The organism is Streptomyces sp. NPDC043854, from assembly GCF_056436005.1.
Map to the genome: position 1 here is coordinate 89,544 of NZ_JBWKDK010000009.1, position 16,820 is coordinate 106,363.

Below are 16,820 nucleotides of genomic sequence, written 5' to 3' on the forward strand. Positions count from 1 at the left end.
CCGGCAGGGTGGGGTGAAGCCCCCCTCCCCGACCGGGAGGGGGCTTCGGGCCGGGTGGCTCAGACGTTGACGCCGAAGTCCTGGGCGATGCCGGTCAGGCCCGAGGCGTAGCCCTGGCCGACCGCGCGGAACTTCCACTCGGCGCCGTTGCGGTAGAGCTCGCCGAAGACCATGGCGGTCTCGGTGGCCGCGTCCTCGGAGAGGTCGTAGCGGGCGATCTCGGCGCCGCCGGCCTGGTTCACGACGCGGATGTAGGCGTTGCGGACCTGGCCGAAGTTCTGCTGGCGGGTGTCGGCGTCGTAGATCGAGACCGGGAAGACGATCTTGTCCACGTCGGCCGGGAGGGCGGCCAGGTTGACCTTGATCGCCTCGTCGTCGCCCGAGCCCTCGCCGGTGCGGTTGTCACCGGTGTGCACGATGCTCTGGTCCGGGGTGGACTTGTTGTTGAAGAAGACGAAGTGGCTGTCCGAGACGACCTTGCCCATCGCGTTCACCGCGATGGCGGAGGCGTCCAGGTCGAAGTCGACACCGGTCGTCGTCCGGACGTCCCAGCCGAGACCGACCGTGACGGCGCTGAGGCCGGGGGCCTCCTTCGTGAGCGAGACGTTGCCGCCCTTGGACAGGCTTACTGCCATTGTGACTGGTGTCCCTTCCTCGTCGCTGACCGCGAGATGTGCGGTCAAGGTACCGCTGACCTTCATAACGCGGGGAGGGGCCTCGCAGGTTCCGGCCTGCCGATTTCCGCCCGGATTTCCTCCGCGGGCTTCCGCAGGGCTTTCTCCTGCGGCTTTCCGTTCCGACGGTACGGAAATACGGGTGACGGGGGCGTGAGCGGGGCGGGATCATGGGGCCATGCCTGGTCCCTATGTCATCCGCGGCTCCGTCGTGCTCCCCGAGGCGGAGCTCTCGTGGCGGTTCTCGCGTTCCTCCGGGCCGGGCGGCCAGCACGTGAACACCTCGGACTCCCGGGTGGAGCTGCTGTTCGACCTCGCGGCGACGAAGGCGCTGCCCGGGGTGTGGAAGGAGCGGGCGCTGGAGCGCCTGGCCCCGCGCCTGGTGGGCGGCGTGCTGGCGGTACGCGCCTCCGAGCACCGCTCGCAGCTGCGCAACCGGGAGATGGCGCTGGTCAGGATGGCGTCCCTGCTGGCGGAGGCGACGGCCCCGCCGCCGAAGCCCCGCCGCGCGACGAAGATCCCGCGGGGGATCAACGAGCGGCGGCTGCGGGAGAAGAAGGCCCGCAGCGAGACCAAGCGCGGCCGCTCGGGCCGCGACTGGTAGCGGCCGGCGGACGGGCGGCCCGCCCGCTACGGCGCCAGCCTGCGGTAGCGGCCGCGGAAGTACGCGAGCGGTGCGGCGTCGGGCGCCGGCAGGGACGAGGCGAGCACGCGGCCGATGACCAGGGTGTGGTCGCCCGCCGGGACGCGGTTCTCCGTGCGGCATTCCAGCGTGGCCAGTGCCCCCGCGGGCAGCGGGGCCCCGGAGACCTCGCCGCGCACGTACGGCAGGTCGGCGAAGAGCAGCCGGTCGCTGATGCGGCCCTTCATCGAGAAGCGGCTCGCGATCTGCACCTGGTGGTCGGCCAGCAGCGAGACCGCCCACAGCGGCTGCTCGGCCAGCAGGTCGTCCATCCGCGACCCCTCCCGCAGGCTGACGAGCACCAGCGGCGGGTCGAGGGACACCGACAGGAAGGCGGTGGCCGTCATCCCGACGTCCTCGCCGCGCGGGCCGTCCGCGGTCAGCGGGGGCTCGTGTGCGGTGACCAGGCAGACGCCCGCCGCGAGTCGGGACAGCGCGGCGCGGAACTCGTCGTGGCTCACTCCCTCAGGATGAAGGCTGACGGTGGTCGGTACGGGTACAGGGGTCGTCTTCGGCACGCCTGGAACGCTAGTCTCGCCCCTCCCCGGCGCACATCGGGCCCCAGGCCGAGCCGTGTCCCGGACCCTTGGCCTAGGCCTCACGCGTATCGTGTGCCGCCGGAAAGGCGGGGAAGCGCTGCCGGGTGCAGAAGCCGTCAGCTGACGCCTTTAAATCATCTGATGTGACTTAAGTCACAGAGGGCAAGATTTGTTGACCCTGTGTACCTGCCGCACAGCTCACTGTGATTCAGTGGACGGGACACCGCAACGAAACGCCGATGACAAAACTGGAGTTGCTGTCGAGGTCTCGGGGAGAGCGAGCGATGGAGACCGAGTCAGAGCCGTACGTCCGTCTTGCGACCCTGCGGCAGCTGCACCGGGTGGTGGCCGATCTCAACACGGCCAGGAGTCTGGCCGACACCCTGCAGACCGTCGTGGACGGCATCGTCACCGGCCTCGGCTACGAGCTCGCCTGCGTCAACCTCGTACGCCCTGACGGCGATCTCGTCGTCGCCGCCTTCGCCGGCGACCCCGCCGCGGAAGCCCTGATCACCGGCCGCGTCGGCTCCCGCGCCTCCTGGGAGCGCCGCCTGACCATGGGCGAGAACTGGGACGGGCTGCGCTTCATCCCGCACACCGAGGGCTGGGTCCTGCTCGAGGACGACGTGCCGCAGTGGCACACCGACGGCCCCGACCCGCGCTTCGAGGACGAGTGGCACCCCGAGGACCGCCTCTACGCCCCCATGTACGCGTCCGGCGGGGAGCTCCAGGGTGTCATCTCGGTGGACAGACCGCGCAACGGGCGCCGCCCCGGCGCATGGGGGCGCGAGGCGCTCCAGATGTACGCCTTCCAGGCGGCCATTGCGATCAGCAACGCCCGGCTCCGCGCGAACATGCAGCGCGCCCTGGTCCGCCTCGAACGCGAGCAGCAGGCCCTGCGCGCCAGCGAGGAGTCCTTCCGGCAGGCATTCGAGTACGCGCCCAGCGGCATGGCCATCGCCGAGATGGGCGGGGACCAGCACGGCCGGCTGCTGCGCACCAACGACGCGCTGTGCCGGCTGCTGGGCCGCCCCGCCTCCGTCCTGCGCCGGTACTCCTTCTCCGACCTGGTCCACCCCGAGGACATCGGCACCCTGCTGCGCACCTCCGCCGAGGGCGGCCGCGCCGAACTGCGCCTCGGGCGCCGCGACGGCACCTACGTCTGGGTCTCGCTGCGCAACTCCGTCGTTGCGGACGCCGCCGACGGCCCCCGGTTCCTGCTCACCCACGTCGAGGACATCGAGGAGCGCAAGCGGCACGAGCTCCAGCTCGCCCACCGGGCCAGCCACGACTCCCTCACCGGCCTCCCCAACAGCGCCGAGCTGCGCGCCCGGCTCTCGGCCCGGCTGTGCCGCATGCCGCAGCAGACGATGCGCTCCGCCGCCGTGGAGGCGCTCGACGCCGCGTACGAGGGCCGGAGCGTCGACAGCGCGCCCGTCCCGGGCGTCCCGGGCGGCCCGGGCCGCCCGGGGAGCGTCGGCGATCCCGCCGACCCCGGGTTCCGGTACGACGGCTTCCCCGAGCCCTTCGACCTCTCCGGCGGGGTGGACCCGTACGACCACCACGTGCACGCGGTGGCGCCCGCCTCCGACGTGGACGACGGGACGAAGGGGCTCGCGGTGCTCTTCTGCGACCTCGACGGATTCAAGTCGATCAACGACCGGTTCGGGCACCACACCGGCGACGCAGTGCTGATCGAGGTCGCCCGCCGGCTGACGACGGGCGTCCGCGACGGTGACACCGTCGCTCGGCTGGGTGGTGACGAGTTCGTCGTCCTTGCCGACGGACTGGGCGCCGCCGACGCCGCCGATCTCGCCGTCCGGCTGCGCAACGCGATCATCCCGCCGATCCGGGTGGACGGCCGCGCCGTGCGGGTCGGCGCCAGTTTCGGCATCGGCTGGGCCAGCTGCGGCATGTCGGCGGACGAGGTGCTGCGCTCCGCCGACCAGCGGATGTACATCGAGAAACGGTCTCGTTCCAAAGCACATCGCAGGGCCGGCTGAGGCCGTCGGCCGCCCGGGGGCGCACGTGTTCGGGGTAGGCTCCCCAGGATTGAAAGGAGTGACCTGCGATGACGACGCCCGCGAACAACGGCCCGAACAGCGGGGCGAACAAGCCCGAGGACGACGATCCGTTCGGCTACCTCTACGCGGACGGTCAGGCTGCGGGAACCGGGTCCGGAGCGGCGCGCGGTGTCCCCCGCACGTCGTACAACCAGGTGCGCACGGTCGGCGAGCGGACGTACGGCGGCCAGCGCGGCCAGGTTCCGCCCCAGCAGCAGCCCGGCTACCAGGCCCAGTACCAGGCCCCGGAGGCGCTGCAGGCGGGCGGCTACGGCGTGCCGCAGCAGCAGCCCCCCACGGCGTCGATGCAGGCGCAGGCCGGCGGTTCCGGCAGCCGCGGCGGCCGCGGCGGGCGCGGCGGCGGCAGCAGCAGCTCCAGCCGGCGCGGCCTGCTCATCGCGGCCGTCGCCGTGGTCGGCGCCGTCGCGATCGGCATCGGCGCGGCCCTGGCCTTCGGCGACAAGGACGCGGGCAAGAACACCGCCGACCAGGGCGGCACGCAGACCCAGCAGCAGCCGCAGCCGCAGAACTCCGGAGCCTCGGGCGCCCCGAGCCCCTCGGCATCCCCCGAGGTGCCGCTGCCGAAGGGGGACGCTGCGGGCGCGGGCATGGCCCTGACCGGCGGTGCCCTGCTGCAGAACGCGGTGCCCGGCGGGAAGGGCGCCGGCGGCCAGTACGTCGGCAACTTCAACCAGACCGGTGCGGCGCTGACCTGGACCGTGGACCTGCCGAACGGCGGGGACCACACGCTCTTCGTGAACTACGCGGTGCCCGGCAAGGACGCCAAGGTGACCCTCACGGTCAACGGCCAGAACCCGACGCAGTCCCTGAACCTGGCGAACTTCGCCAAGGCCGAAGCCGGTGCCTGGGACAAGGGCTGGACGCGCACCTACGCGTTCATCAACCTGAAGAAGGGCACCAACACGATGAAAATCTCGTGTGAGGCCGGCAACCAGTGCGAGGCGATCTTCGACCAGCTCTCGCTGGGCCAGGGCTGGGTCAAGCGCTGACCCGCCGCCGGCGCCGACCGCTATGAGTCCGGCCCTGCCGCACACGCGGCAGGGCCGGATTTCGTTCCACGAACCGGCCTCAGCCGCAGTGGACCCAGCCGGGACTGCCGCCCGTGTCCGTCTTCGCCATGATGCCGTCCTTCCAGATGCCCGTGATGTTGCCCGAGACCTTGACGCACTTGCCGCGGGCGTTGACGTACACCGGGCCCGCGAACTGGGTGTAGGCCCGCTGGCCGTCAGTGTCGACCTCGCCGCCCCTGGCCTCCAGGGTGACGCCCATGCCGTCGGTGACGGTGAACCTGGCGTCGCGGCGGAGGATCGCGCAGTTCTTCCCGGTGGAGCTGTTGTAGTAGAGGGATATGACGCCGGAGCCGGTGGGGAATTCCTGGCCGAGCGGGAATGCGTCCTGCAAGCGGTAGCCCGCGCCGCAGGAGCCCCCCGAGATCGTCGCGGCCTGGGCGGGAACCGCGGCCAGCGTGGAGAGGGCCGCCGTGCCGACGGCGACGGCGAGCGTGCGGATGATTCGGTTCATGTGTGCAGCCTTGCTTCGCTCAAGATCGAGTTGCCCCGTGATCCTAAACGTGCCGAAGGGGGCGGCGGCGCCGCGAGTGCCTCAAGTCCGCGTGATCCGAAGGCTGCTGATGGCCACTCAGCCGCCTCTCCTGCCCCGAGTGGTCAGCTGCGACCTGTGACGGAGACCGTCTTCCGCAGTTCCTCGTAGGTGCAGGGGTCGAATTCCCCCGCCGCCGGGGCGAGGACCGTGGCTGCGGAGAGGGCCACCGCGCGGGCCAGGCGGGCCGGCCAGTCCAGGCCCTCGACCAGACCCGACAGCAGGCCCGCCACGGCGGAATCACCGGCCCCGGTCGGGTTGCCGGACAGGGCCCGGGGCGGGGCCGCCTGCCAGGTGCCCTCGCCGGTGGCGGCCAGCAGGCCCTCCGGGCCGAGCGAGGTGACCACGGCGTGCGCGCCCCGGCGCCGGGCGTCGCGGCTGGCCTGGCCCGGCTCGCGGGAGCCGGTCAGTTCGGCGAGTTCGGCGGCGTTCGGCTTGACCATCTCGGGACGGGCGGCGATCCCGCGGCGCAGCGCCTCGCCGCTCGTGTCCAGGAGCACCGGCACGCCGGCCGCGCGGGCCGCGCGGACGAGGACGGCGTACGCGCCCACCGGCACGCCCGGCGGCAGGCTGCCGCACAGGGCCACCGCCTCGGCGCCGGCGAGCAGGTCCTCGTACCGGTCCAGGAACTGCGCCCACTCCCCGGAACCGATCAGCGGGCCCGGCTCGTTGAACTGCGTGGTGTCGCCCGAGGACTCGTCGACCACGGCCAGGGTGCGCCGGGTGGTGCCCGCGCAGGGGACCAGAGCGTCGGTCACACCGGGGCAGCCGGCGAGCAGTTCGCGTACGGCCGCGCCCGTGCGACCGCCCGCGAAGCCGGTCGCCGTCACCGGCCGGCCCAGCGCGGCCAGCACGCGGGCCACGTTGAGGCCCTTGCCTCCGGGCCGCTCGGCCACGGCGGTGACCCGGTGCGTGGTGTGCGGAATCAGCCTCGATACGCGGTGGGTGACGTCGAGTGCGGTGTTGAGCGTCACGGTCAGGATCATGGTCTTTTCAGGTCCCGGTCTCGGTGTGTGCCGGGATCATGTCAAAGACGGGGCGGGCGGCCCAGTCCTGCGGGCCGTCCGCCCCCGCCTCCGCTGCCCGGTACCCCCGATCGGCGGCCCACCGCCGCGCCGCGCCGGTGCCGCACCGCACCGGTGTTGCCGCACCGGCTCCTACAGCGGGTTGACGATCCATTCGCCGCGCCGCATGACCCCCTTCAGGTCGAACGCGGCATTCAGGACGACCAGGTCGGCGTACTTGCCCGGCTCCAGCGAGCCCACCCGGTCGTACAGGCCGAGCAGTTTGGCCGGGTTGGCGGAGATCGCCTGGACCACGGACTCGACGGGCAGCCGGTCCAGGGTCACCGAGCGCTTGAACGCCGTGTCCAGGGTCAGCGTGGAGCCCGCGATCGAACCGCCCTCGACGAGCCGCGCCACGCCCTGCTTCACCTCCACCTCCAGCGGCCCGAGGTGGTAGATCCCGTCCCCGAAGCCGGCCGCGTCCATGGCGTCGGTGATCAGGGCGACGCGGTGGGCGCCGGCGTGGTGGAAGGCCAGCTCCAGCATCGCCGGGTGCAGGTGGGTGCCGTCGTTGATCAGCTCGACGGTGACCCGCTCGTCCTCCAGCAGCGCGGCGATCGGGCCCGGCGCCCGGTGTTCCATGCCGGGCATCGCGTTGTACAGGTGGGTGGCCACGGTGGCGCCCGCGTCGATGGCCTGGCGGGTCTGGTCGTACGTGGAGTCGGTGTGCCCGATCGCGGCGATCACCCCGTGCTCGGCCAGCAGCCGTACGGAGTCCAGCCCGCCCGGCAGCTCGGTGGCGAGGGTGACCATGCGGGCGGCGCCGTGGGCGGCGTCGACCAGCTTGCGCACCTCGGCCGGGTCGGGGTCGCGCAGCAGCTCCTCCTTGTGCGCGCCCTTGCGGCAGGGGTTGATGAACGGGCCCTCGAAGTGGATGCCCGCGATCTCGCCCGCTTGCGTCAGCTCGGCGAGCAGCCCGGCGCGGCGGGCCAGTTCGTCCAGACCGCCGGTGACGGTGGAGGCGACCAGCGTGGTGGTGCCGTGCTCGCGGTGCGTCCGTACGCCCCTCAGCACCTCCTCGGCGGTGCCGGAGGTGAAGGAGGCGCCGCCGCCCCCGTGGTTGTGCATGTCCACGAAGCCGGGGACGAGCCAGTGTCCGGACAGGTCGACGACGGCCGCGTTCTCGTGGGCGCTGCCGGCGATCCGGTCGCCCTCCACGATGACGCGCCCGCCTGCCACGATCCCGGTGGGCAGCACCACCCGGGCGCCGGAGAGAACGGTGCTGTGTGCGCTTCCGGCCATCAGGCAGGTACCTCCGTGGCGAGTAGGTCCCGGGCGAGCAGCCCTGCGCCCAGGCATCCGGCGGTGTCCCCGAGGGCCGCCGGGACGATGTCCGGAAGCCGCTGGAACGTCACGCGCTCCTCGACGGCCGCCCGGAGCGGTGTGAACAGGGTTTCCCCCGCCTCGGCGAGCCCGCCACCGATGATCAGCGTGCTCGGGTCCAGCAGGGTGATCGCCGTGACCAGGCCGTCGGCGAGCGCGCCGACGGCCGTGAGCCACACCTCGCGGGCCGCCGCGTCGCCGGACACGACGGCCTTCGCGCAGTCCGCGGCGTCCGCGTCCGGGATGCCGCAGGCGGCCGCCCAGGCACGGCTCACGGCGGAGGCGGAGGCCAGGGTCTCCAGGCAGCCGCGCTGCCCGCAGCCGCAGGGGAGGCCGCCGGGGCGGACCACGATGTGGCCGATCTCGCCGGCACAGCCGTGGGCGCCGGCCTCGATGCGGCCGGCGATGCCGATGGCGCCGGCGATGCCGGTGCCGAGCGGGACGAACAGGAAGCGGTCGGTGCCCCGGCCGGCCCCGATCCGGCCCTCGGCGAGTCCGCCCGTCCGCACGTCGTGGCCCAGGGCCACGGGAAGGGAGCCGAGCCGGCCGGTCAGCAGCTCGCGCATCGGCACGTCGCGCCAGCCGAGGTTGGCCGCGTAGACGGCGGTCCCGCCCTCGGCGTCGACGATGCCGGGCACGGCGACGCCGACCGCGGAGGCGGCCGCCCCGAAGCGCTCGCGGCCGAGCGCGTGCAGCTCGGCGGCGAAGTCCAGGATCGTCTCGACGACGGCGTCGGGGCCCCGGTCGCGGCCGGTGGCGCGGCGCGCTTCGTGGAGCAGGCTGCCGTCCTCGGCGATGAGGGCGGCCTTGATCCCGGTGCCGCCCACATCGAGGGCGATGACGTGTTTCACGGGTTTCACAGGTGACAGTCTCGCTCGCTCGGTCCGGAAAGGTCTAGTCCATTGGAGGGGATTGTTGAGTCGCCATACAAATTCAGCCCCGGCGCGGCCCCGAATGTGGAGGAGGCGCCAAAGTGGTGTAGACCTTACGTGGATCGTACGTACAACCTGGGGTGGATCGAGAACTGTGAAGGGCCGTTACCTGCGTCTGGCCGCAACCGGAGCCGCACTGAGCCTGGCCGCGGCGGCACTGACCGGATGCGGAAGCGTCACCGGGGACAACGAGGTGACCCTCCGGGTCGTGGCGGCCGACTACGGGGACAATCCGCAGAACTCCTCGACGTCCTACTGGAAGGACCTCGCGGCCGGCTTCGAGAGGGACCACCCCGATATCAAGGTCGAGGTCAGCGTCTACAACTGGTCCGAGGTCGACGCCAAGGTCGCCGCGATGGCCAAGGCCGGAAAGGCCCCCGACATCGCCCAGATCGGCGCCTACGCCGACTACGCGGCCGCGGGCAAGCTGTACACGGCCGAGGAGCTCCTCTCGGTGAAGACCGAGGCCGACTTCCTCGCGCCGCTCGCGGACGCCGGCAAGATCCGCCGGACCCAGTACGGCATGCCGTTCGTCGCCAGCACCCGCCTGCTCTTCTACAACGAGAAGCTGCTCGCCGACGCCGGGGTAATCGCCAAGGACGCCAAGGGCGGCTGGCAGCCCAAGACCTGGGCCGACCTGGAGGCCGCCGCGAAGAAGCTCAAGGGCGCGGGCGTCCCCACCCCCTTCGCCCTGCCGCTGGGCCGCGAGGAGGCGCAGGCCGAGACGATGCAGTGGCTGCTCGCGGGCGGAGGCGGCTACACCGACAACGAGGAGGCGTACGCGATCGACGCCCAGGCCAACGTCAAGACCTTCGAGTTCCTGCGCGACAAGCTGGTCGGCCAGGGCCTGACCGGTCCGACGGAACCCGGCAAGACCGACCGGCAGGCCGCCTTCGAGGCCTTCACCCGCGGCGAGGTCGGCATGCTCAACGGCCACCCGACCCTGATGAAGCAGGCCGCGGCCAAGGGCGTGAAGTTCGGCATGGTGCCGCTGCCGACCGTCGACGGCACCGACCAGCCGGCGATGGGCGTCGCGGACTGGGTGATGGCCTTCAAGAACGGGCACCGCGCGCAGACCGGGAAGTTCCTCGACTACCTCTACGAGTCGAAGAACCAGACGGCCTTCACCAAGAAGTACGACCTGCTGCCGGTCACCACGAGCGGCTACCGGGCGATGGAGGCGAGCACCGGCGGCTCCTCGGCGCAGATGAAGACCTTCCTCACGGCCCTGCCGAACTCGCGGCTGTACCCGGTCGGCAAGAAGTCCTGGGCCGGCGTGAGCGAGAGCATCAAGCAGAACATCGGCCGGGCCGTACAGCCGAACGGCCAGCCGCAGCGGGTCCTGGAGGACATCGCCACGCAGGCCCGTACGGCCGACAACCGCTGACCGGCGGCTTTCGACCCCCGCCCACCGACACCCACCCGAGCTTGGCGGCCCCGTGGGTGTCGGTGGGCGGCGTTAATCTGGCCGTATGACGGACGACGGGCAGCTGACGGCCACCGAGGCCGCGGTGCTCGCGTACGAGGGACGCACCTGGCAGGGGCCCGGGGCCAAGGAGCGGGCGATACGCGAAGGGCTGGGGATGACCCCGGTCCGCTACTACCAGCTGCTCAACGCGCTGATGGACGACCCGCGGGCCCTCGCCCACGCCCCGGGCACCGTGAACCGGCTCCGCCGCATCCGCGAGGCGCAGCGCGCCCGCCGCTGACGCGCACCGCCCGAGTGCCCGCCCCCCGTCCCGGTACGAGTCCCTGTGCGCCGTAGCCGTGGCCCGCCCGGGCCCGTTAGGGTCGTGCCCATGGGGAGCCATCCGCACGACCTGCCGATGCCCGTCACCGCCGCCGGCCGCGAGGGACTCGCGGCCCTGCTCCGCGCACCGCGCCGCAGCGTGGTCGCCCTCGACTTCGACGGCACCCTCGCCGAGATCGTCCCCGACCCGGACCAGGCGCGCGCCCATCCCGCCGCCGTCCCCGCCCTCGCCGCCCTCGCCCCCGAGGTCGCCTCGGTGGCCGTGATCACCGGCCGTCCGGCGGGCGTCGCCGTCCGGCTCGGGGGCTTCGCCGGGGTGCCGGGCCTGGAGCACCTCGTCGTCCTCGGCCACTACGGGGCCGAGCACTGGGACGCCGTCACCGGCATCGTCCACACGCCCGCCGAGCACCCCGGGGTGGCGGCCGTACGGGCCGAGCTGCCCGGGTTCCTGGACTCCATAGGCGCCTGGCAGGGCACGTGGATCGAGGAGAAGGGCCGCGCCCTCGCCGTCCACACCCGCCGCGCCGAGGACCCGGCCGCCGCCTTCGCCGCGCTCCGCGAGCCGCTGGCCGGGCTGGCCGCCCGGCACGGGCTGATCGTGGAGCCGGGGCGGGCCGTGCTGGAGCTGCGGCCGCCGGGCATGGACAAGGGCGTCGCCCTGACCGAGTACCTGGAGGAGACGGGCGCCGAGGCCGTGGTCTACGCCGGGGACGACCTCGGCGACCTCGCGGCGTACGCGGCCGTCGAAAAGCGCAGGGCCGAGGGTCTGCCGGGCCTTCTGGTGTGCAGCGGCTCGGAGGAGGTCCCGGAACTGGCCTCCCGGGCCGACCTGGTCCTCCCCGGCCCCGCCGCCATCACCACGTTCCTGAGCACCCTGGCCGAGGCCCTCCGCCCCTGACCCCGGTCAGGGGCGCGGGCCGGCGACGGCCCGGAGGGCGGCCAGCTGGGCCGCGAACCACTGCGCCGGCGGGAGCGCGGTGGCGGCCGCGGCCAGCCGCTTCACGCGCTCCAGCCGCTCGCCCGCCGGCATCGACAGCGCCGTGTGCAAGGCCTCCGCCGTCTCCGTCACGTCGTACGGGTTCACCGTCACCGCATCGTCCCGCAGCTCCCCGTACGCCCCCGCCCCGGTGGACAGCACCAGCGCGCAGGCCTGCTCCGACGCCACCGGGATCTCCTTCGCGACGAGGTTCATCCCGTCCCGCACGGGGTTGACGAGCGCCACGTCGGCCAGCCGGTACGCCGCCAGGGACCGGGCGAAGTCGTCCTGCACCGACAGCAGCACCGGCTGCCACTCCTCCGTGCCGAACTCCGCGTTGATCTCCGCGGCCAGATCCCGTACGGCCGCCGTGTACGACCGGTAGACCCCAAGGTCCTGCCGCGACGGGTACGCGGAGGCCAGGTGGACCACCCGCCCGCGCCACTGCGGGTGCGCGGCCAGTAGCTCCCGGTAGGCGAGCAGCCCGCGCACGATGTTCTTCGACAGTTCCGTCCGGTCCACCCGGACGATCGTCTTGCAGTCCCCGACCTCGGCCCGCAGCGCCGCCAGCCGGTCGTCGACCTCCGGCCGGTGCGCGAGTCGGCGCAGCTCGTCGCCGTCCACGCCCAGCGGGTAGACGGCGACGTCGGTGCGCCGGTGCCGCACCGGGCCGAGCATGGCCTTGCGGACGTACCGCTCGCCGCCCGCCCCCGCGGGGAGGAGCGGCTCGGCCGTGCCCCGCTCGTCGTCGAGGCGGGCGCAGTCGAGGAAGGCGTGCGCCCAGGCCCAGGTGTGGAAGCCCAGCAGGTCCGCCCCGAGCATGCCCCACAGCAGCTCCCGCCGGATGTCGTCGGGCAGCATGGTCAGGAACTCCCAGGACGCCCACGGCGTGTGCGTGAAGTGCGCGATCCGCAGGTCGGGCCGCAGCTCGCGCAGCAGCCCCGGCACCAGTGCCAGGTGGTAGTCCTGCACGAGCACGCAGGCGTCGTGCGCCGCCGCCCCGGCCAGGGCCTCGGCGAAGGCCCGGTTGTAGGCGGTGTACGACGCCCACTGGCGCCGGAAGGCCGCGTCGAAGACGGGGGTGCGCGGGATGTCGTACAGGTGGTGGTGGGTGAACCAGAGGACCGAGTTCGCGATGCCGTTGTAGGCCGCGTCGTACACGGCCGGGTCGATGTCCAGCATCCGCACGCCCGGCTCGGCGACGCCCCGGCGGACGGCCTCGCGGTCCGCGTCCGACAGGGCGGCGCAGATCCACAGCGCGTCCGGCTGCTCGGCGAGCGCGACCGACAGGCCGGAGACGAGGCCGCCCCCGCCGCGCCGGGCGCCGAGGGTGCCGTCGGCGTCGAGGGCGTAGGAGAGCGGACCGCGGTTGGCTGCGACGAGAACGTGGGAAGCCATGCGGCGAACCTAGCCCGGTCCGCCCCGGCTCAAACGTCCGTTCTCACCCCCGGTGTGTGCCTGAGGCGCGCCTGACACCGTCTTGACGCCCGCCGTTCTGCGATGCGGCCGTGCGACGCGGCCGTGCGATGCGGTCATGCGACGCGCCGGACGGCGTACTCCTCGATCTCCGCCATCGGCGGCCGCTCGTCGGTGTCCACCGCGTGGGTGCGCGGCTCGAACCCGTCCGGCCCGCGCTCGAACTGCGTCAGCACCGGCCGCACCTGGGGGTACCCCCAGCGGTAGCTGGGGGAGTGCCCGCGCGAGAGCCGCAGCTGCGCCGTCCGGTAGATCGCCGCGGCCATCCGGCCGAGCGCCTGCCCGTCCTGGTGGCGGTGCAGCCGTACGCCGACGTCCACCTGGGCGAGGGCGTCCAGCCCGACCGTGTGCAGCGCGTCCACCAGAAGGCCCAGCTCGACGCCGTAGCCGACGGGGAAGGGCAGCCGCTCCAGCAGCGAGCGGCGGGCGGCGTACTCCCCGCCCAGCGGCTGGACGAAGCCGGCCAGCTGCGGCCAGTGCAGGTTGAGCAGGGGCCGGGCGACGAGCTCGGTGACCCGGCCGCCCTGCCCGGGGGCGTCGCCGAGCGGGCGGTCGTACATCGCCTTGACGAACTGCACATCCGGCTCGGTCAGCAGCGGGCCGACGACCCCGGTGACGAAGGCGGCCGAGAAGTCCCGCAGGTCCGCGTCGATGAAGCAGACGATGTCGCCGGTGGTGGCCAGCAGCGAGCGCCACAGCACCTCGCCCTTGCCGCGCACGGCCGGGATGCGGGGCAGGATCGCGTCGCGGTGGACCACGCGGGCGCCGGCCTTCGCGGCGACCTCGGCGGTCCGGTCGGTGGAGCCGGAGTCGACGACGACCAGTTCGTCGACGAGCGGGAAGGCCGGCCCGTCGACGAGATCGCGCCGGATCACCTCGACGATCGCGCCGACCGTCGCCTCCTCGTCGAGCGCCGGCAGGACGACGCTGACCGTGGTGCCCGACGCCCGTTTCGCGGCGAGGAGCTGGTCGAGCGGTCGGTCGGCAACGGACCAGGAGCGGTCCGCGAGCCAGCGCTCCACCTCTTCCAGCACGTTCGGCACTCCCTGTTTCCTCGGCTGCTTGCCCGGCTGTTCCGGCCGAAAAGCGATCCATCTCGCGCATCGGACAGCTGTCTCAACGGCCCGAGCCTTCGGTTACAGTCTTGAACAACGCGAAGGACCGCCGCATGCCGGGGGTCCCGCGGACAAACGCGTCGGCGCGCCACGAGCGCGCGGAACCGGCGCCATACCGCTCATCCAGAGGGGCAGAGGGACACGGCCCGTTGAAGCCCCGGCAACCCTCCAGTCGGTTTCCCGCGACTGCGTGCAGCAGCAGCGAGGTCCCCGGCTAGGGAAGGTGCCAATTCCGTCTCGTGGCGAAATGCGCCATGAGGAAGATGAGGAGAAAGGGCCTCGCCATCATGGCTGCACAGACCGTTGCCCCCGCCGCCCCCGCTGCCGCCGTACCCTCCGCCGCTGCGCCCGCCGTGGACCTCGGCCCCGCCTCGGCCCTGTCGTGTCGGGAGTGCGGTACCCGGTTCGAGCTCGGCCCCGTCTTCGCCTGCGTCGAGTGCTTCGGCCCGCTGGAGGTCGCGTACGAGTTCCCGGCCGGCACCGGGTCGGCGGAAGACGCCGAGGCCCTGCGCGCCGCGATCGAGGCCGGTCCGAACAACATCTGGCGGTACGCCCCGCTGCTGCCCGTCCCCGCCGACGTGGCCGGCAAGCCCAGTCTGAACCCGGGCTTCACCAAGCTCGTCGACGCCGAGAACCTGGCCAAGGAGCTCGGCGTCACCGGCAAGCTGTACGTCAAGGACGACTCCGGCAACCCGACGCACTCCTTCAAGGACCGCGTCGTCGCGATCGCCGTCGAGGCCGCCCGGGCCTTCGGCTTCACCACGCTCTCCTGCTCCTCCACCGGCAACCTGGCCGGCGCCGTGGGCGCCGCGGCCGCCCGGGCCGGCTTCCGCTCCTGCGTGTTCATCCCGCACGACCTGGAGCAGGGCAAGGTCGTCATGGCCGGCGTGTACGGCGGCGACCTGGTCGGCATCGAGGGCAACTACGACGACGTGAACCGGTTCTGCTCGGAGCTCATCGGCGACCCGCTGGGCGAGGGCTGGGGCTTCGTCAACGTGAACCTGCGCCCGTACTACGGCGAGGGCTCCAAGACGCTCGCGTACGAGATCTGCGAGCAGCTCGGCTGGCAGCTGCCCGACCAGATCGTCGTCCCGATCGCCTCCGGCTCCCAGCTGACGAAGATCGACAAGGGCCTGCAGGAGCTGATCAGGCTCGGCCTGGTCGAGGAAAAGCCGTACCGGATCTTCGGTGCGCAGGCCGAGGGCTGCTCCCCGGTGTCGACCGCCTTCAAGGCCGGCCACGACGTGGTCCGCCCGCAGAAGCCGAACACGATCGCCAAGTCGCTCGCCATCGGCAACCCGGCCGACGGCCCGTACGTCCTGGACATCGCGCGCCGCACCGGCGGCTACGTCGAGGACGTGACGGACGAGCAGGTCGTCGAGGCCATCAAGATCCTGGCCCGGACCGAGGGCATCTTCGCCGAGACCGCGGGCGGCGTGACCGTCGGCGTGACGAAGAAGCTCATCGAGGACGGCCGGCTCGACCCCGCGCTGACCACCGTCGTCCTCAACACGGGTGACGGCCTGAAGACCCTGGAGGCGGTGGCCGCGGACAGCGGGCAGACCGCCACCATCCGCCCCAGCCTGGACGCGTTCCGCGCCGCCGGCCTGGCCTGACCATCCCCCCGCTCTACCGGAAAGGCAGTAGCGCCATGAGCGTCAACGTCCGCATCCCCACCATCCTGCGCACCTACACCGGCGGCCGGGCCGAGGTCCGGGCCGAGGGTGCGACCCTCGCCGAGGTGATCGAGTCGCTGGAGGAGAACCACCCCGGCATCGCCGCGCGCGTCCTGGACGACCAGGGCAGGCTGCGCCGCTTCGTGAACGTGTACGTCAACGACGACGACGTGCGCTTCGAGGGCGGCCTGCAGGCGGCGACCCCGGACGGTGCGGGCGTCTCGATCATCCCGGCCGTCGCCGGCGGCTGCTGATCCGTCGTACAGGGATTACCCCCTCCGGCATTAAGCGGAGGGGGTAATTCTGCTTGGTTGGGCGCGGTAGAGTTGGGGAAGCCCCCTCCGCTGTTCTTGCCCGCCGCATATGAGCGGGCCGCGTGAGGGGTGACATTGAGTCAATGTGCGCGTGCGGTATGGGGCTTTGGCGCGATATGCCGGGTCCGAGTTGCCCGGGAATGTAATAAATTTTCGGCCTATTTGGCACTTTCGGCGTGACCGGAATTCTCGTCGGATTGACCTGTTGCAGACAGCACCGGTGCAGATACATTCAGCCGCGGTCGAGGCGTTCCGGCGCAAGTTCTGACCCGGGACCGCGAAGTGCGGTCCTGCGCAAGGGCCAGTAATAGGGGAGTTAGGCATGGCTCAGGGCACCGTCAAGTGGTTCAACGCGGAGAAGGGCTACGGCTTCATCGCGGTCGACGGTGGTGCGGATGTGTTCGTCCACTACAGCGCCATCCAGATGGACGGGTACCGCACCCTTGAAGAGGGTCAGCGGGTCGAGTTCGAGATTTCGCAGGGCCAGAAGGGCCCGCAGGCGGACATGGTCAAGCTCGCCGTCTGAGACCGGCGCGATCGACCGCACCGACGCGTACACGAGGGTCTGCATCCTGAGGAGGGGTGCGGGCCCTTCGTGCGTCCTGGGGTGGAGCGC

17 protein-coding genes and 1 riboswitch are annotated in these 16,820 nt (G+C 72.4%); of the genes, 9 read left to right on the top strand and 8 right to left on the bottom strand.

Features of this window, described 5'->3' with window-relative positions:
- Nucleotides 1-59: 59 nt before the first annotated feature.
- Entirely contained in the window at nt 60-635 is a 576-nt protein-coding gene (locus tag AC068A_RS11480; protein WP_478583767.1) for a TerD family protein, read from the bottom strand.
- A gap of 217 nt (nt 636-852) precedes the next feature.
- Between AC068A_RS11480 and arfB the strand changes: the two genes are divergently transcribed.
- Complete coding sequence (arfB, locus tag AC068A_RS11485) at nt 853-1,278, top strand: alternative ribosome rescue aminoacyl-tRNA hydrolase ArfB (RefSeq protein ID WP_478583769.1); 426 nt, start codon at nt 853-855, stop codon at nt 1,276-1,278.
- A gap of 26 nt (nt 1,279-1,304) precedes the next feature.
- Here arfB and AC068A_RS11490 read toward each other — a convergent pair whose 3' ends face one another.
- On the bottom strand, nt 1,305-1,874 hold the full coding sequence (locus AC068A_RS11490; RefSeq protein WP_478583770.1) for a flavin reductase family protein: 570 nt from the start codon (nt 1,872-1,874) through the stop codon (nt 1,305-1,307).
- Between the two features lie 305 nt (nt 1,875-2,179).
- Here AC068A_RS11490 and cdgB point away from each other — a divergent pair, with 305 nt between their 5' ends.
- On the top strand, nt 2,180-3,898 hold the full coding sequence (cdgB, locus tag AC068A_RS11495) for a diguanylate cyclase CdgB (RefSeq protein ID WP_478583772.1): 1,719 nt from the start codon (nt 2,180-2,182) through the stop codon (nt 3,896-3,898).
- 68 nt (nt 3,899-3,966) lie between these two features.
- On the top strand, nt 3,967-4,968 hold the full coding sequence (locus tag AC068A_RS11500) for a CBM35 domain-containing protein (protein ID WP_478583774.1): 1,002 nt from the start codon (nt 3,967-3,969) through the stop codon (nt 4,966-4,968).
- A gap of 79 nt (nt 4,969-5,047) precedes the next feature.
- Here the strand turns inward: AC068A_RS11500 and AC068A_RS11505 are convergent, their stop codons facing one another.
- The 4 genes from AC068A_RS11505 to AC068A_RS11520 form a co-directional block, all read right to left on the bottom strand.
- The gene (locus tag AC068A_RS11505; protein WP_478583776.1) at nt 5,048-5,500 is read right to left on the bottom strand and encodes a spore-associated protein A; all 453 of its coding nucleotides are present in this window, start codon (nt 5,498-5,500) and stop codon (nt 5,048-5,050) included.
- A gap of 143 nt (nt 5,501-5,643) precedes the next feature.
- Nucleotides 5,644-6,564 carry a 1-phosphofructokinase family hexose kinase gene (locus tag AC068A_RS11510; RefSeq protein ID WP_478583778.1) on the bottom strand — a complete coding sequence of 307 codons (921 nt, stop codon included), beginning with the start codon at nt 6,562-6,564 and terminating at the stop codon, nt 5,644-5,646.
- 171 nt (nt 6,565-6,735) lie between these two features.
- Nucleotides 6,736-7,884: an N-acetylglucosamine-6-phosphate deacetylase gene (gene nagA / locus AC068A_RS11515; protein ID WP_478583780.1), complete on the bottom strand. Its 1,149-nt coding sequence runs from the start codon at nt 7,882-7,884 to the stop codon at nt 6,736-6,738.
- Complete coding sequence (locus AC068A_RS11520) at nt 7,884-8,816, bottom strand: ROK family protein (protein ID WP_478583939.1); 933 nt, start codon at nt 8,814-8,816, stop codon at nt 7,884-7,886. Before AC068A_RS11520 ends, nagA begins: the two co-directional genes overlap by 1 nt.
- A gap of 175 nt (nt 8,817-8,991) precedes the next feature.
- On the opposite strand from AC068A_RS11520, the gene AC068A_RS11525 reads away from it, so the two are divergent.
- The 3 genes from AC068A_RS11525 to otsB all read left to right on the top strand — a co-directional run bounded on the left by AC068A_RS11525 (nt 8,992) and on the right by otsB (nt 11,545).
- On the top strand, nt 8,992-10,284 hold the full coding sequence (locus AC068A_RS11525; protein WP_478583782.1) for an extracellular solute-binding protein: 1,293 nt from the start codon (nt 8,992-8,994) through the stop codon (nt 10,282-10,284).
- 85 nt (nt 10,285-10,369) lie between these two features.
- The gene (locus AC068A_RS11530) at nt 10,370-10,606 is read left to right on the top strand and encodes a DUF3263 domain-containing protein (RefSeq protein WP_478583783.1); all 237 of its coding nucleotides are present in this window, start codon (nt 10,370-10,372) and stop codon (nt 10,604-10,606) included.
- Between the two features lie 90 nt (nt 10,607-10,696).
- Entirely contained in the window at nt 10,697-11,545 is an 849-nt protein-coding gene (gene otsB, locus AC068A_RS11535; protein WP_478583785.1) for a trehalose-phosphatase, read from the top strand.
- A gap of 6 nt (nt 11,546-11,551) precedes the next feature.
- On the opposite strand, the gene AC068A_RS11540 is transcribed toward otsB, so the two are convergent.
- Nucleotides 11,552-13,021 carry an alpha,alpha-trehalose-phosphate synthase (UDP-forming) gene (locus tag AC068A_RS11540; protein ID WP_478583787.1) on the bottom strand — a complete coding sequence of 490 codons (1,470 nt, stop codon included), beginning with the start codon at nt 13,019-13,021 and terminating at the stop codon, nt 11,552-11,554.
- A gap of 134 nt (nt 13,022-13,155) precedes the next feature.
- Nucleotides 13,156-14,133 carry a glucosyl-3-phosphoglycerate synthase gene (locus tag AC068A_RS11545; RefSeq protein WP_478583941.1) on the bottom strand — a complete coding sequence of 326 codons (978 nt, stop codon included), beginning with the start codon at nt 14,131-14,133 and terminating at the stop codon, nt 13,156-13,158.
- Between the two features lie 197 nt (nt 14,134-14,330).
- Nucleotides 14,331-14,484: riboswitch (SAM riboswitch) on the top strand.
- 17 nt (nt 14,485-14,501) lie between these two features.
- On the opposite strand from AC068A_RS11545, the gene thrC reads away from it, so the two are divergent.
- The 3 genes from thrC (at nt 14,502) to AC068A_RS11560 (ending at nt 16,730) form a co-directional block, all read left to right on the top strand.
- Nucleotides 14,502-15,830 carry a threonine synthase gene (gene thrC, locus AC068A_RS11550; protein WP_478583789.1) on the top strand — a complete coding sequence of 443 codons (1,329 nt, stop codon included), beginning with the start codon at nt 14,502-14,504 and terminating at the stop codon, nt 15,828-15,830.
- Between the two features lie 35 nt (nt 15,831-15,865).
- Nucleotides 15,866-16,144 (top strand): MoaD/ThiS family protein, encoded by a 279-nt coding sequence (locus tag AC068A_RS11555; RefSeq protein ID WP_478583791.1) that lies wholly within the window; start codon nt 15,866-15,868, stop codon nt 16,142-16,144.
- Between the two features lie 382 nt (nt 16,145-16,526).
- Complete coding sequence (locus AC068A_RS11560; RefSeq protein ID WP_005315736.1) at nt 16,527-16,730, top strand: cold-shock protein; 204 nt, start codon at nt 16,527-16,529, stop codon at nt 16,728-16,730.
- The last annotated feature ends 90 nt before the right edge of the window (nt 16,731-16,820 follow it).

Excerpts from the sequence above, each read along its gene's own strand:
- thrC (WP_478583789.1), top strand. The coding sequence starts at position 14,502 with ATGGCTGCACAGACCGTTGCCCCCGCCGCCCCCGCTGCCGCCGTACCC.
- AC068A_RS11505 (WP_478583776.1), bottom strand. The coding sequence starts at position 5,500 with ATGAACCGAATCATCCGCACGCTCGCCGTCGCCGTCGGCACGGCGGCC.
- AC068A_RS11540 (WP_478583787.1), bottom strand. The coding sequence starts at position 13,021 with ATGGCTTCCCACGTTCTCGTCGCAGCCAACCGCGGTCCGCTCTCCTAC.
- AC068A_RS11555 (WP_478583791.1), top strand. The coding sequence starts at position 15,866 with ATGAGCGTCAACGTCCGCATCCCCACCATCCTGCGCACCTACACCGGC.
- otsB (WP_478583785.1), top strand. The coding sequence starts at position 10,697 with ATGGGGAGCCATCCGCACGACCTGCCGATGCCCGTCACCGCCGCCGGC.
- AC068A_RS11530 (WP_478583783.1), top strand. The coding sequence starts at position 10,370 with ATGACGGACGACGGGCAGCTGACGGCCACCGAGGCCGCGGTGCTCGCG.
- arfB (WP_478583769.1), top strand. The coding sequence starts at position 853 with ATGCCTGGTCCCTATGTCATCCGCGGCTCCGTCGTGCTCCCCGAGGCG.
- nagA (WP_478583780.1), bottom strand. The coding sequence starts at position 7,884 with ATGGCCGGAAGCGCACACAGCACCGTTCTCTCCGGCGCCCGGGTGGTG.
- AC068A_RS11480 (WP_478583767.1), bottom strand. The coding sequence starts at position 635 with ATGGCAGTAAGCCTGTCCAAGGGCGGCAACGTCTCGCTCACGAAGGAG.
- AC068A_RS11500 (WP_478583774.1), top strand. The coding sequence starts at position 3,967 with ATGACGACGCCCGCGAACAACGGCCCGAACAGCGGGGCGAACAAGCCC.
- AC068A_RS11510 (WP_478583778.1), bottom strand. The coding sequence starts at position 6,564 with ATGATCCTGACCGTGACGCTCAACACCGCACTCGACGTCACCCACCGC.
- cdgB (WP_478583772.1), top strand. The coding sequence starts at position 2,180 with ATGGAGACCGAGTCAGAGCCGTACGTCCGTCTTGCGACCCTGCGGCAG.
- AC068A_RS11560 (WP_005315736.1), top strand. The coding sequence starts at position 16,527 with ATGGCTCAGGGCACCGTCAAGTGGTTCAACGCGGAGAAGGGCTACGGC.